Source organism: Actinomyces stomatis, from assembly GCF_031292835.1.
Classification (GTDB): Bacteria; Actinomycetota; Actinomycetes; order Actinomycetales; family Actinomycetaceae; genus Actinomyces; species Actinomyces stomatis.
The window spans coordinates 116,662-128,436 of the sequence record NZ_JASPEP010000001.1; the positions used below are offsets into that span (position 1 = coordinate 116,662).

12 protein-coding genes and 1 tRNA gene are annotated in these 11,775 nt (G+C 66.6%); 4 read left to right on the forward strand and 9 right to left on the reverse strand.

The genetic code is table 11. The annotated features are described in order from the left end of the window. Window positions 1-13: 13 nt before the first annotated feature. The gene (locus tag RIV12_RS00510) at window positions 14-526 is read right to left on the reverse strand and encodes a VOC family protein (RefSeq protein ID WP_075417560.1); all 513 of its coding nucleotides are present in this window, start codon (window positions 524-526) and stop codon (window positions 14-16) included. Window positions 527-598: 72 nt separating this feature from the next. On the opposite strand from RIV12_RS00510, the gene RIV12_RS00515 reads away from it, so the two are divergent. The 4 genes from RIV12_RS00515 (at window position 599) to RIV12_RS00530 (ending at window position 4,030) form a co-directional block, all read left to right on the forward strand. Next, window positions 599-1,414 (forward strand): helix-turn-helix domain-containing protein, encoded by an 816-nt coding sequence (locus RIV12_RS00515; protein ID WP_010615181.1) that lies wholly within the window; start codon window positions 599-601, stop codon window positions 1,412-1,414. Window positions 1,415-1,534: 120 nt separating this feature from the next. After that, window positions 1,535-3,190, forward strand: coding sequence for a glucose-6-phosphate isomerase (gene pgi / locus RIV12_RS00520; RefSeq protein ID WP_075417559.1), 1,656 nt, complete (start codon window positions 1,535-1,537; stop codon window positions 3,188-3,190). 4 nt (window positions 3,191-3,194) lie between these two features. After that, a complete protein-coding gene (locus RIV12_RS00525) occupies window positions 3,195-3,734 on the forward strand; it encodes a GNAT family N-acetyltransferase (RefSeq protein WP_075417558.1) in 540 nt (179 codons plus the stop codon). Continuing rightward, complete coding sequence (locus RIV12_RS00530; protein WP_256695465.1) at window positions 3,734-4,030, forward strand: rhodanese-like domain-containing protein; 297 nt, start codon at window positions 3,734-3,736, stop codon at window positions 4,028-4,030. The genes RIV12_RS00525 and RIV12_RS00530 overlap by 1 nt, the downstream gene beginning before the upstream one ends. A 61-nt stretch (window positions 4,031-4,091) precedes the next feature. Here RIV12_RS00530 and RIV12_RS00535 read toward each other — a convergent pair whose 3' ends face one another. From RIV12_RS00535 to zwf, 8 genes are all read right to left on the reverse strand, one after another. Further along, window positions 4,092-4,961: an HAD family hydrolase gene (locus tag RIV12_RS00535; protein ID WP_075417556.1), complete on the reverse strand. Its 870-nt coding sequence runs from the start codon at window positions 4,959-4,961 to the stop codon at window positions 4,092-4,094. Between the two features lie 154 nt (window positions 4,962-5,115). Next, window positions 5,116-6,090 (reverse strand): CAP domain-containing protein, encoded by a 975-nt coding sequence (locus tag RIV12_RS00540; RefSeq protein ID WP_075417555.1) that lies wholly within the window; start codon window positions 6,088-6,090, stop codon window positions 5,116-5,118. 474 nt (window positions 6,091-6,564) lie between these two features. Further along, a tRNA-Pro gene (locus RIV12_RS00545) sits at window positions 6,565-6,641 on the reverse strand. A gap of 100 nt (window positions 6,642-6,741) precedes the next feature. Next, window positions 6,742-7,179, reverse strand: a complete 438-nt coding sequence (locus tag RIV12_RS00550) for an RNA-binding S4 domain-containing protein (RefSeq protein ID WP_075417554.1) — start codon at window positions 7,177-7,179, stop codon at window positions 6,742-6,744. Between the two features lie 22 nt (window positions 7,180-7,201). Further along, window positions 7,202-8,272, reverse strand: a complete 1,071-nt coding sequence (locus RIV12_RS00555) for an HNH endonuclease family protein (protein ID WP_075417553.1) — start codon at window positions 8,270-8,272, stop codon at window positions 7,202-7,204. Between the two features lie 82 nt (window positions 8,273-8,354). Then, the gene (gene pgl, locus RIV12_RS00560; RefSeq protein WP_075417552.1) at window positions 8,355-9,149 is read right to left on the reverse strand and encodes a 6-phosphogluconolactonase; all 795 of its coding nucleotides are present in this window, start codon (window positions 9,147-9,149) and stop codon (window positions 8,355-8,357) included. Beyond that, the gene (locus RIV12_RS00565) at window positions 9,142-10,110 is read right to left on the reverse strand and encodes a glucose-6-phosphate dehydrogenase assembly protein OpcA (RefSeq protein WP_075417551.1); all 969 of its coding nucleotides are present in this window, start codon (window positions 10,108-10,110) and stop codon (window positions 9,142-9,144) included. Before RIV12_RS00565 ends, pgl begins: the two co-directional genes overlap by 8 nt. Beyond that, complete coding sequence (gene zwf, locus RIV12_RS00570; protein ID WP_075417550.1) at window positions 10,107-11,690, reverse strand: glucose-6-phosphate dehydrogenase; 1,584 nt, start codon at window positions 11,688-11,690, stop codon at window positions 10,107-10,109. Before zwf ends, RIV12_RS00565 begins: the two co-directional genes overlap by 4 nt. Between the last annotated feature and the right edge of the window lie 85 nt (window positions 11,691-11,775).

The window sequence follows — 11,775 nt, forward strand, 5'->3', positions numbered from 1 at the left end:
GCCCCAGAGGCGTTCAGTCGCCGGCAGCGGTCTGCTCCTTGGCCCACGCGGTAACACGGGCGGCGCTCTCCTCCTCGGACAGGTCCTCGACCCGGGTCATGATCGACCACCGCACGCCGAAGGGATCGCGAATGGAGGCGAACCTGTCCCCGGACACGAAGGTGTCGGGCGACTCCAGCAAGGTCGCTCCGGCGGCAGTGGCTCGCTCAACGGCGGTGTCGACATCCGGGCAGTACAGGCCGATCGAGTAGCTGACCGGCTCCTCCGGCGGAGTCGCAACCAGGCCGGACAAGGCAGATGGTTCACCGATCTGGAGCCTCCCGTGACCGAAGTCGAGCTCCGCGTGGACGATCGACCCCTCCATCTCCACACTGTCCACGATGCGCGCCCCGAGGACGTCACGGTAGAACCGAAGCGCCCGGTCGGCGCCGTCAATGGCTAGAAACGGCGTGATGCTGGTGAATCCGTGCGGAGTCCCGTCAGTCGTGTACTGTCCAGTGGCCCCGGAAACGTTGTGTGTAGTCATGCCAACGACTGTAGGAACGATGGAGGTGCCTCCGCTTGAAGATCCGCGACAGTTCCGGAAAGGTGAGGAGCCGTGCCCGAGACGACCGCTGATCAACGGGGGATCCTCTACCCCTCCAGGCTTCCGACCTTTCATCGCGAGCCTGTCTCCGAGGCACTGGCCGACCGCGTCCGCTGGATCTGGATTCCGCGTTGGAACCTGCCTGCAGGACAACGAGATCGGCAGGAAGTGCTCCCGTTCCCCGCCTGTAATCTCGTTGTCGAGCCGGATGGGATCACCTTGCACGGCCCGACGACGAGTATCTCCTATCGCGAGCTGGAAGGTCGGGGCTGGGCCGTCGGGGCCCTTCTCAGGCCGGCGGGGGCGGGTGCACTGTGCTCGCCGTCCCTGATTCGGAACTCCCATCGCTTGCTGGAGGACCCTGACCTGAGCGCCGCGGTCGCCGGTGCTATGGCAGATATGAACACGACGACGGGCGGACAACGTGCCGCCAGTGCGCTGGCGGCCTGGGTTGCGCAGCATGCTGGGCCGCCACAAGCGACGGCGCTCATAGCCAACAAGATGGAGGATGTCGTCGCCTCCGACAGAAGCGTTCTGCGTGTCGATCAGCTGGCGAGACGTCTCGATCTTTCCATCCGAAGTCTGCAACGCCTGTGTGAGAAGTACATCGGCCTGCCCCCACTCGCCGTGATCAGACGCTATCGGCTTCAGGAGGCGGCGCAGCGGCTCCGGGAGGATCCGTCCGTCACCGTTGCACAGGTGGCCGCCGAGCTCGACTACGCGGACCACGCCCACCTGACCGCCGACTTCCGACGCGTTCTGGGCTTCTCACCGAGCCAGTACCGACAGCAGACCATGAGCGATCGTCAGGTACTCAGTGACCGGTAGCGGGCTCGAGCCTCGGGGGAGCTCTGCTTGATGGCGTCATGCCGTATCAGGACTCCATGAGGACGGGAACGGTTGGCGCCCGACAGTGGCGCGCGGCTGTGACACCCATAGACTGTAGCCATGCTGAATCCGGTTGATCCCACCACCACGCCCGCCTGGAAGCGCCTCACCGAGCTCCACGACACCATGACCCCGGACCTGCGCGCCTGGTTCGCCGACGATCCCGAGCGCGCCGAGCGCTTCTCCTACGAGCTGGGAGACCTCTACGTCGACCTGTCCAAGAACCTGCTGACCGACGACGTTCGCGACGCCCTGGCCGAGCTGGCCGAGCAGGTGGACGTCCCGGGCCGCCGCGGCGCCATGTACGCCGGCGAGCACATCAACATCACCGAGGACCGCGCCGTTCTCCACACGGCCCTGCGCCGACCGGCCACCGACTCCCTGACCGTGGACGGGCAGGACGTCGTCGCCGACGTCCACGAGGTCCTGGAGAAGATCTACGCCTTCGCCCGCCGGGTGCGCTCGGGGGAGTGGACCGGCATCACCGGCAAGCCCATCAAGACGGTGGTCAACATCGGCATCGGCGGCTCCGACCTCGGCCCTGTCATGGTCTACGAGGCCCTCAAGCCCTACGTGCAGAAGGGCCTTAAGTGCCGATTCATCTCCAACATCGACCCCACCGACTGCGCCGAGAAGGTCGCGGACCTCGATCCGGAGACGACCCTGTTCATCATCGCCTCCAAGACCTTCACCACCCTGGAGACCCTCACCAACGCCCGCATGGCCCGCGACTGGTTCCTGGCCGCCCTCCAGGCCAAGGGCATCGAGACCGATGGCGCCATCGCCAAGCACTTCGTGGCCGTGTCCACCGCCCTGGACAAGGTCGCCGAGTTCGGCATCGACCCGGCCAACGCCTTCGGGTTCTGGAACTGGGTGGGCGGGCGCTACTCGGTGGACTCGGCCGTCGGCACAGTGCTGGCGGTGGCCATCGGCCCGGAGAACTTCGCCGACTTCCTCTCCGGATTCCACACCGTCGACGAGCACTTCGCCACCAAGGCTCCGGCCGAGAACGTCCCCATGCTCATGGGCCTGCTCAACGTCTGGTACGTCAACTTCTTCAAGGCCGGCTCCCATGCCGTTTTGCCCTACGCCCAGTACCTGCACCGTTTCCCCGCCTACCTCCAGCAGCTCACCATGGAGTCCAACGGCAAGTCCGTGCGCTGGGACGGCAGCCCCGTGACCACTGAGACCGGCGAGGTCTTCTGGGGCGAGCCGGGCACCAACGGCCAGCACGCCTTCTATCAGCTCATTCACCAGGGCACCCAGCTCATCCCCGCGGACTTCATCGCCGTGGCCAACCCCGCTCACCCCACCAAGGACGGGGGAGTGGACGTCCACGAGCTGTTCCTGTCCAACTACCTGGCCCAGACCGCAGCGCTCGCCTTCGGCAAGACCGCCGACGAGGTACGTGCCGAGGGCACCGCCGAGGAGATCGTCCCGGCCCGCGTCTTCGCCGGCAACAAGCCGACCACCTCGATCCTCGCCCCGGCGCTGACGCCCGCGGTCGTCGGAGAGCTCATCGCCCTCTACGAGCACATCACCTTCACCCAGGGCATCGTGTGGGGCATCGACTCCTTCGACCAGTGGGGGGTCGAGCTCGGCAAGAAGCTGGCCCTCGAGATCGCCCCCGCCGTCCAGGGGGACGAGGAGGCCCTTTCAGGACAGGACGCCTCCACCCGCGGCCTCATCACCCGCTACCGCAGCCTGCGTCGCTAGCCCGATGCGTCACCGCAGCCACTCAGCGGCGGAGCCGTATGCAGAAGAACCGCACGTCCACGTGCGTACGGCAGGCACAGCGGATGCGCCATGCATCGGAAGGCTCCTGTTCGACTTCAACACCGAGTTCGACGCTCCGACTCCCTCCGTGCAGGAGCTCACCAGCAGGTTCCAGACGATGCTGACTCGTCAGGATGTTCTGGTCCTCCTGGCCGAGGACAGCAGTGCTGACCAGCCACGAGCAGTGGGCTTCGCGTACCTGACACTGCGTCCAACCCCATACAGCGATGGGCCGGTCGCCGAGTTGGAGGACCTCTATGTGCAGCCCGAATGCCGCAGCCGCGGCATCGGTTCCCGGCTGCTGGGGCAGGCACGCGAGCAGGTGCGACTGTGCTCCGCGCTCGAGATGCGTCTCGGCGTCGACGAGGCCGACACCGATGCCCGTCGCTTCTATGAGCGGCACGGTTTTCGGAACGTGGAGCCCGGCGAGGCCAGCCGAATGCTCTGTTATGTCAGCGATCCACAACCTTTGAGGAGGACATGATGAAGGAAGTCAGCGTCGATGAGCTGCGTCGTCGGCTTGATGCGGGGGAGGACTTGGTGGTCCTTGACGTACGTGAGCCCGACGAGGTCGCGCGCACGGCGATCCCCGGTTCAGTCAACATCCCGCTGGGGCAGGTGGTCGACCGGATGGGAGAGCTCGATGCGGCCCGGCCCACCGCGGTGATCTGCGCCGGTGGAGTGCGCTCCGCCAAGGCGGTCGAGGCCCTGATTGCTGCCGGCTACGCCGGCGAACTGGTCAACGTCAGTGGCGGCATGAAGGCGTGGCTGGGCCAGTAACCCGGTGGACGACCTCCCGGAACGGCCTCGGACTCACCGGTTCGGGGCCGTCCCGCATGTTTCAGCCTTGCCTCCGTGAACGCCTGAGCAGCTCTGCGACCGTGCGCAGGACACCGTCGTCGGTATTGGAGGGTGCCGTGTAGGCCGCTGCGGCATGGATGCCGGGGTGGGCGTTGCGCATGGCGAAGCCCAGGTCCGCGTGCTCGTAGAGATCCAGGTCGTTGAGGTAGTCGCCGAAGACGGCCGTCTGCTCCGGAAGGATCCCGAGCCTGACCTGAAGCGCCGCCAGGGCGCGCCCTTTCGAGGCCCGAGCCGACATCATGTCCGTCCAGTGCATCCCGGAGACGACGGTCTGCACGTGCGGGACCGCTGCGGTCAGTGCCTGGGAACTACCGTTCTCGACGTCGTCGAAGTCGAAGACCGCGACCTTGAGCACCTCGTCCAGCGGGATGGAGGAGAGGTCTTCGACGATCTCCAGTGCCTCGTAGTACAACCTGGTCTGTTCCAGGAAGGCCGCATCGGAGCGCTCGATGTAGGCGCAGTGCTTGCAGGCCACAACAGCGCCGACGTCGTAACCGGAGCTGGCCAGGTGACGGGTCGTGGTGATGGCGGCCTCGGCATCCCGGGCACTGATGGTGTTGGAATGAATCTCCTCACTGCCATGGACGACGAAGGAGCCGTTCTCAGCGATGAGTGGTGAGTCGTCAACAGCGGCTCCCAGGACTGCACGCAGGTTGGCCAGCTGCCTGCCCGAGGCGGGGGCGAAGACGACGCCGGCGTCTCGCATGTCCGCCACTGCCTCGATCAGCCCGGTGGGAACGCGCCCCTGACCATCAATGAGGGTTCCATCCATGTCGGTGACGACGAGGCGTAGATCGATCTCCGCGGGCAGCGGCGCGAGGAGCTCTGGCTCAAGGGGAAGACGCTTCACGGTCTCATCCTCTCAAGGATGACGCCTCGTTGGGGGTAACGGCGGTAGAGCAGTACCGAAGTAAAGACGGGCGCTTGCTGGTCCACACCGATCAGTGGACCAACAGGCGCCCGTCAGAGAAACGGCTCGCGTTCTCTCGGAGCCTTCAGCTCAGTCAGCTGGCCTGGCGGCGACGCATGACGAGGAAGGCACCGGTGCCGAGCAGGCCGGCGGCGGCGACTGCGACGGCGATGCTCGGACCAGTCGTGGCCAGCGCGGACTTCGTCGGGGTGGTGCGAGGAGCCGCGACCGCGGGAGTCGAGGACGGCTTGGCCGGGGTGCCGGTGGCCGTGACGGTCTTAGTGGTGGCCTTGGTGGTCGTGGTGGCCGGAGCGGACGGCGTCGGGGTGGCCGCGGGGGCGGTGGTCTCGGTCGCCGGAGGAGCGACCGGAGCCGCAGGAGTCGTCTCAGTGGTCGGCGTCGACGACGTGGTCTCCGGGGTCGGCTGCGGGGCCGGGGTGTCCGACGGAGGGGTGTCGTTCGTCGTCGTCGTCGTGGTGTTAGTGGTCGTCGTGGTGGTGTTGCTGGTTGTGCTGGTCGTCTGGGTCAGCGTCGTGTTGCTGACGTTGTAGGCGGCGAAGTTCTGAGTGGCGTACCACTTGCCGTCCGAGGTCTGGGCGAATCCGATGCCGATGGAGTTGACGTTCGGGTCCGTCATGTTCTTGTAGTGGCCGGGGGAGTTGAGCCACTGGTCGAAGATCAGCGCGCCGGTGTCGCCACCCGCGGTACGCCAGGCCACGTTCTCAGAGCCGGTGGTCCAACCCGCCGGGTAGGCCGACGTGAAGTCGGGGCGGTGACTCATGTTGTTGGCGGCCGCCTGCTGCTCGGACCAGTCCTGTGCGACGGAGTCCAGCTCCTGGTACCGGGTCACGGGCTGAAGGCCCAGGCTGCTGCGCAGCTCGTTGACCTTGTTCAGGACGGTGTTGGCGTACTGGGACCCTTCCGTGGTCACCTGGGCGGAAACCGCGGCGGCAGCGGCCGGCGCCCCCTGAGGAGCGGCCGGAGCGGCCGGAGCGGCCAGTGCGGCAGAGGAGGCGGTCAGCGGCACGACGGTGAGCGCAGCTGCGGCGATGACGCGCTTGATGTTCATGTGTCGTTCTCTCTGATCGGGAATGTGAGAACACAGTCTGATTTGCGCAAACGGTTATGAGTCGATGCGCAGGATGCTGTGAGACACCCTTGATGTCGGTGTTCACTCAACCACAGTCGCGCCAGCCATGCATGTTATTAGGCTGTGACTTTTCTGACCGAATTCATCGTGCGGCTGAATCGGGTGGTCAACCATGAGGGGTAGTTCTTTCGTCTTCAGATACCGATGAAAAGTGGGGACAGGTAGTGGATGGGAGGTGTGAGTGGCGTCATTGCAACGTTTACTTGATCGTGATTAAGGGTGGTGGATTCTCATGAAGGGTCGGAAATCTAAATAGACCTCATGGTTGTTATAGAGGGTGCAAATGTGAATGGTGTTGATAAGGTTAATGTCGGAAGAATGTGGGAGCGCTGCTGTCAACGCACTATCACCGAAAAAATCCGCACCCTCTTGGGAGGGTGCGGATCTTCATGCTGGTCGGGCTGGCGGGATTTGAACCCACGACCCCTTGACCCCCAGTCAAGTGCGCTACCAAACTGCGCCACAGCCCGTTGGCTCGCGGCAGAGGGCCGCTTGCAACGAGCAGAACCTTAACCCATCGGACCGCTCCTTCAGAAATCTGCTGGCGGTGAGGCCGCTCACCCCAGCGCATCAGAAGCGGTCGTCCTGATGGCGCCCTCCTCCCATGAGGGCGTCGAGCTGACGTCGCTCCTTCTTCGTGGGCCGTCCCGCACCGCGATCTCGGATGACGGCGGCCGGCGCATCCAGAGGGGACGGGCGAGGGGGAGAGGAGTCGATGTACGCGGTGCGGGCGATGGGCGCCCCCACCCTTTTGGTGAGGATCCGAGTGACGGTCAGCAGCCGGTCGAACCCATCGACGCGGTAGCGGACCTCGTCTCCCACCGAGACGTGCTGGGCGGGCTTGGCGGTCTCTCCGTTGACACGCACGTGCCCTGCCTTGCAAGCGCTCGTCGCGGCCGAGCGGGACTTGATCTGCCGCACGCTCCACAGCCAGACGTCGATGCGAGCCGACGCCGGGGCGCTTGGGGCGCTGTCGCCGCCGGGCATGGAACCAGGATGAGCTGCCATGACGGCATCCTAGGCAAGAGGCTCAGTAGCGGGACATGGAACGGCTTCGACGCCGTGAAGCTCTACGCCCTCGGCGACGGCCTCGAAGGATGAGCCCCCACCCCAGCACCAGGGCGCCGAAGGCCGTGAGCGCGGAGTAGCCAGGGCTGCGCCAGACAACGGAGCCGATCTCCTTGGCGGTGCGAGTGGCCTGCTCCGGGAGGGACACGGTTCCGTCCCCACCAGCGAGACAGTCGTCCAGGGTGGAACGCAATGCGTCCTTGTCGGTCTGGGGCAGGCCGAGCCGGTAGGCGGCGGCCACTGAGACGAACCGACGTGCGTAGATACAACGGTAGGAGGCATTGGCCGGCCACCAGCCACCCGGGCCGGTAGAACGCCAGCTCCCGGTCTCTGTGGAACCAACGGGACAGCTCGCCGGGCCGCAGGCGCCCTTGGCCTGGTTGGCCTCACCCTCAACGGCGACGAGATTCAGCGGGTCGTTGGCCGCCAGCAGCCGGGTTCGTTCATCCCACTGCCAGGCCCCGTGGGCGTAAAGGTAGTTCAGCGGCACCACATGGTCGATCTGAACAGCCGCTGAGGTCTCCTGGCCACGTGTGAAGGTAATCCTTCTGCCGGTGTAGGGATCCTGAAGCGCACCTGCCCAGACGGTGGCGTCCGGGCACACGCCCGCACCCTGGCCACGTCCTTCCTCACGAGGCTGTACGCCGTCGGCACGCGAGAAGTCGGCGTCTGTCAGGTCCCGGGCCAGGATCTCGTTACGAGTGTCGCATCCGTCACCGTCGACATCGGTCCACGCCTCGCCGAACCAGCCGGTGCGGGAGCCTCCCTCCGCCCAGGACCGGGCGGCCGGAGCGTCCTCAGGCAGTTCCGAAAGCGCCTCAAGAGAGGCGCTCGGAGACAGGATGAAGTCTCCTCTGCGGTCCCAGGGCGCCTCGTGGAGGGCGGCGAGCTCGGCGGTCGTGGACGTCGTGGACTTTGGGGAGGGGGCCGGCGAGGTCTCGTCAGCGTGGACGGGAAGAGCAGCCGTCATCCCCGACATACTGAGCGCGCCGAGCACCGAGAGGTGCGCCAGGATCCGGCCGGAAGCGTTCATGGGGCTACGGTAGCCTCACCCACCGACGGGAATTCCAGGTGTCGTCTGCCCGGGAAGCGTCAGCAGCTCGACCGAATCGGACTCAAGCAGCCATCAGGGCGTTGGCCGACTCATCCAGGTACCAGGTGGTCTGCTCTCCCCGGCAGCACGAGGCTGGCGCCTTGAGTACATCGGGGGTACCCAGCCCCAGGCGTACCGCCTCGGCCTTGCCCTCACCGCCGGCCACGACCATGACTCGGCCTGCGCGCTGCAGCGCCTCGAAGGTCAGGGAGTAACGCTCGGGAGGCGGCTTGGGCGAGTTACGCACTGCCACAGCAGGGACTCCTACTGCAAGTGCGGCCGGGTGCCCGGGAAACAGCGAGCAGACGTGGGCGTCAGGTCCCAGCCCCACGTGGACGACATCGAATCCGCCGTGAGGCAGTCCCGCCGACTCGAGCTCATGGACCATGCGAGCCGTCGCCTCATCCAGGCCGCCGACCTCGTTCGGAGCGGCCAGCCGGTGAGTCTGAGACTCTCGCATGCCTGCGGCAATGAGCGGCGCAGCCAGCAGATCGTTACGCTCCGGGGCGCCCACGGGTACGAAGCGCTCGTCACCGAACCACAGGTGGATGGCGCGACGCACCGGTTCGGGCTGGGCGACGATGAGCGGCGCGAGGGCCTCAGCCAGTGCCATCCCGCCGGAACCGCCTGTCAGTACCAGATGGGCGACTCCCCGGGCCGCCACCGCCCTGGCCAGGATCCGCATGGTGTCCTCGCAGGCCCTTCGAGCGGCGTCACCCAGTGTTGGAACCACGACGACAGCTGGTGTCGCAGCCGCAGCCGCGGCCGACTGGATCTCAGCGATGACCTGGGCGTCGGGTGTGCGGTTGTCAGCCATTCACGGGCTCCTCGAGCAGTGTGGCCAAGACCTCCTGGTAGACGAGATCGGGGGTGAGCCGGCGCAGTTCCTCATTGAGAGTGCTGATCGGTTCTCGTCGCGCCATCGTCACCACCTGGGGCTCGGGGGATCCGGGGCGCGTGATCGTGACCCGCTCCAGATCATGGCGAGCGATGATGATCTCACCGTCGTCGGTTCTGGCGGTGATGGAGGAGATGCCCTTGAAGTCCTCCTCATCGACTCGCATGACCGGCACGTCCAGCCGCAGCCGCAGCCAGGCGATCATGAGTGAGAGCGAGGAGTTTCTCGGCTCTCCGGCCACCACTACCTCCCGCAGGCTGCCTGCGCGCAGTAGCGGGTCCAGGGTGGAGGCCACCATGGCGCGCCACAGAGTGATCCTGGTCCAGGCCAGGTCGATGTCACCTCGCACGCTCACCGGTGCCAGCTCCCGCAACGCCCTGGCCGGGAAGTCCTGCGCGGGAGTGTTGGTGATGCGCGTGGAGCCCAGGCGGCCCAAGGGGTCCTGCGAGGGGACCTCGGGGACAGTCGTCGGCCACCACACGACCACTGGGGCGTCCGGCAGGAGGAAGGGGACCACCAGTGTGTCGGTGTGCAGAGCGGCCTCGTCCCAAGGCCGCAGGACCAGTGTCTCGCCGGCGCCGGCGTCGTGACCGACACGGATCTCGGCGTCCAGGTGTCCTCCTGCCTGGGCCGAGACATGACCGTCGCGGCTGCGTGGAGTCACTCGACCAGTGTCCTCCTCAGGTGGCTTGACGACGGCGATGATTCGGCTGGGATGGTCCCGGCTGGCGCCGTGCGCGGCGCACAGCGCATCCTCCAGACCCTTCTCGTCCGTGGAGATCACGAGCGTCAGCACCCGGGAGGAGCCCGAGGTCCCCTCGTGCTCCACCAGTCGGGAGACGATCCGGGAGGTGGTCGTCGCGGTCAGTGTGGTGATCATGAGCGCCTCCAGGTGCGGCCGTCGCGGGCAAGGAGATCATGGGCACTGGCCGGTCCCCAGGAGCCGGGGCGATAGCCCTCAGGGCTCCCACCAGCGCTCCAGTGCTCGATGACGGGATCCAGGATGCGCCAGGACAGGTCGACCTCGCGCTGGTGGGGGAACAGTGGGGCGTCGCCCAGGAGCGCATCGAGGATGAGACGCTCGTAGGCCTCCGGCGACTCCTCGTTGAAGGTGGCTCCGTAGCCGAAGTCCATGGAGACGTCGCGCAGCTCCATCTGGGTTCCGGGAACCTTGGACGCCAGCCGTAGCGTAATGCCCTCATCAGGCTGGATGCGCAGCACGATCGTATTGGCCCCCACGGCCGTGGTGGCAGCCGACTCGAACGGCAGGAACGGCGGCTGCTTGAAAACGACGGCGACCTCAGTGACCCGGCGGGCCAGGCGCTTACCGGCGCGCAGGTAGAACGGCACGCCGGCCCAGCGGCGGTTGGCGATCTCCAGACGCAGGGCGGCGAAGGTCTCGGTGCGTGAGTCGGCGGCGACTCCGTCCTCCTCCAGGTAGCCCCGCACCGGCAGCCCTCCCTGGAAGCCGGCGTCGTAACGGCCCCGGGCAGTGGTGAGGTCCAGGTCCAGGACTCCGTCGCGCTCCAGGCGCACGCAGTTGAGCACCTTCTCCTTCTCCAGGCGCACCGCGGCCGCCTCCATACTGGTGGGCTCCTCCATGGCCGTCAGTGCCAGGAGCTGGAGCAGGTGGTTCTGGATGACGTCGCGAGCAGAGCCGATGGTGTCGTAGTAGCCGGCCCTGGTGCCGATACCGATGTCCTCGGCCATGGTGATCTGGACGTGGTCGACGTAGCGCTGGTTCCACAGCGGCTCGAACATCGTATTGGCGAATCTCAACGCCAGGATGTTCTGCACCGTCTCCTTGCCCAGGTAGTGGTCGACCCGGAAGACGTCGTCGGGACGCACGATGCGTCCCACGAGGGCGTCGAGCTCTCGGGCGCTGGAGCGGTTGTGCCCGAAGGGCTTCTCGATGACGACGCGGCGCCAGGAGTCGGCGGACTCCTCTACGAGCCCGGAGCGGGCGATGCGCTCGGTCACCGCTGGGAACCATCCCGGGGGGATCGACAGATAGAAGGCGCGGTTGCCGCGCGTGCCCCGGGTGGCGTCAAGGTCATCCACCACCCGAGTGAGCTGGTCGTAGGCGTCGTCGTCCTCGAAGGAGCTGAACTCCACGAAGCGCATGCCCGCTGCCAGCTGCTCCCAGATGGCGGGACGCCACGGGGTGCGGGCACCCGCCCGAGCCGATTCCTCCACGTAGCCGCGCAGGTCGTCGTCGGACCAGGGGCGTCGTCCGACACCCACCAGCGAGAAGCTGGGGGAGAGCAGGCCGCGGTTGGCCAGGTCGTAGATGGCGGGCAGGAGCTTGTGGCGGGCCAAGTCACCGGTGATGCCGAACATCACCAGAACGCAGGGGTCAGCGATACGCGGAAGGCGAAGGTCGCGGGCGTCGAGAAGCGGGTTGGCCGCCCGCGTGGGCCTCGACGACGGAAACGGAGTCGCAGAGTCGGAGCTGGACACGTCAGCCTTTCTGAGATTCGACGAACGGCGGACCAGACGTCACCAGCGGGCCGTCGGCGCACTGCGGCGATCTGACAGAGACGGT

What these genes read in the sequence shown, in the direction of transcription:
- pgl (WP_075417552.1), bottom strand. Translation starts at nt 9,149, where the DNA reads ATGGCTGACAACCGCACACCCGACGCCCAGGTCATCGCTGAGATCCAG.
- RIV12_RS00530 (WP_256695465.1), top strand. Translation starts at nt 3,734, where the DNA reads ATGAAGGAAGTCAGCGTCGATGAGCTGCGTCGTCGGCTTGATGCGGGG.
- RIV12_RS00540 (WP_075417555.1), bottom strand. Translation starts at nt 6,090, where the DNA reads ATGAACATCAAGCGCGTCATCGCCGCAGCTGCGCTCACCGTCGTGCCG.
- RIV12_RS00525 (WP_075417558.1), top strand. Translation starts at nt 3,195, where the DNA reads ATGCGTCACCGCAGCCACTCAGCGGCGGAGCCGTATGCAGAAGAACCG.
- RIV12_RS00550 (WP_075417554.1), bottom strand. Translation starts at nt 7,179, where the DNA reads ATGGCAGCTCATCCTGGTTCCATGCCCGGCGGCGACAGCGCCCCAAGC.
- RIV12_RS00565 (WP_075417551.1), bottom strand. Translation starts at nt 10,110, where the DNA reads ATGATCACCACACTGACCGCGACGACCACCTCCCGGATCGTCTCCCGA.
- RIV12_RS00510 (WP_075417560.1), bottom strand. Translation starts at nt 526, where the DNA reads ATGACTACACACAACGTTTCCGGGGCCACTGGACAGTACACGACTGAC.
- RIV12_RS00555 (WP_075417553.1), bottom strand. Translation starts at nt 8,272, where the DNA reads ATGAACGCTTCCGGCCGGATCCTGGCGCACCTCTCGGTGCTCGGCGCG.
- pgi (WP_075417559.1), top strand. Translation starts at nt 1,535, where the DNA reads ATGCTGAATCCGGTTGATCCCACCACCACGCCCGCCTGGAAGCGCCTC.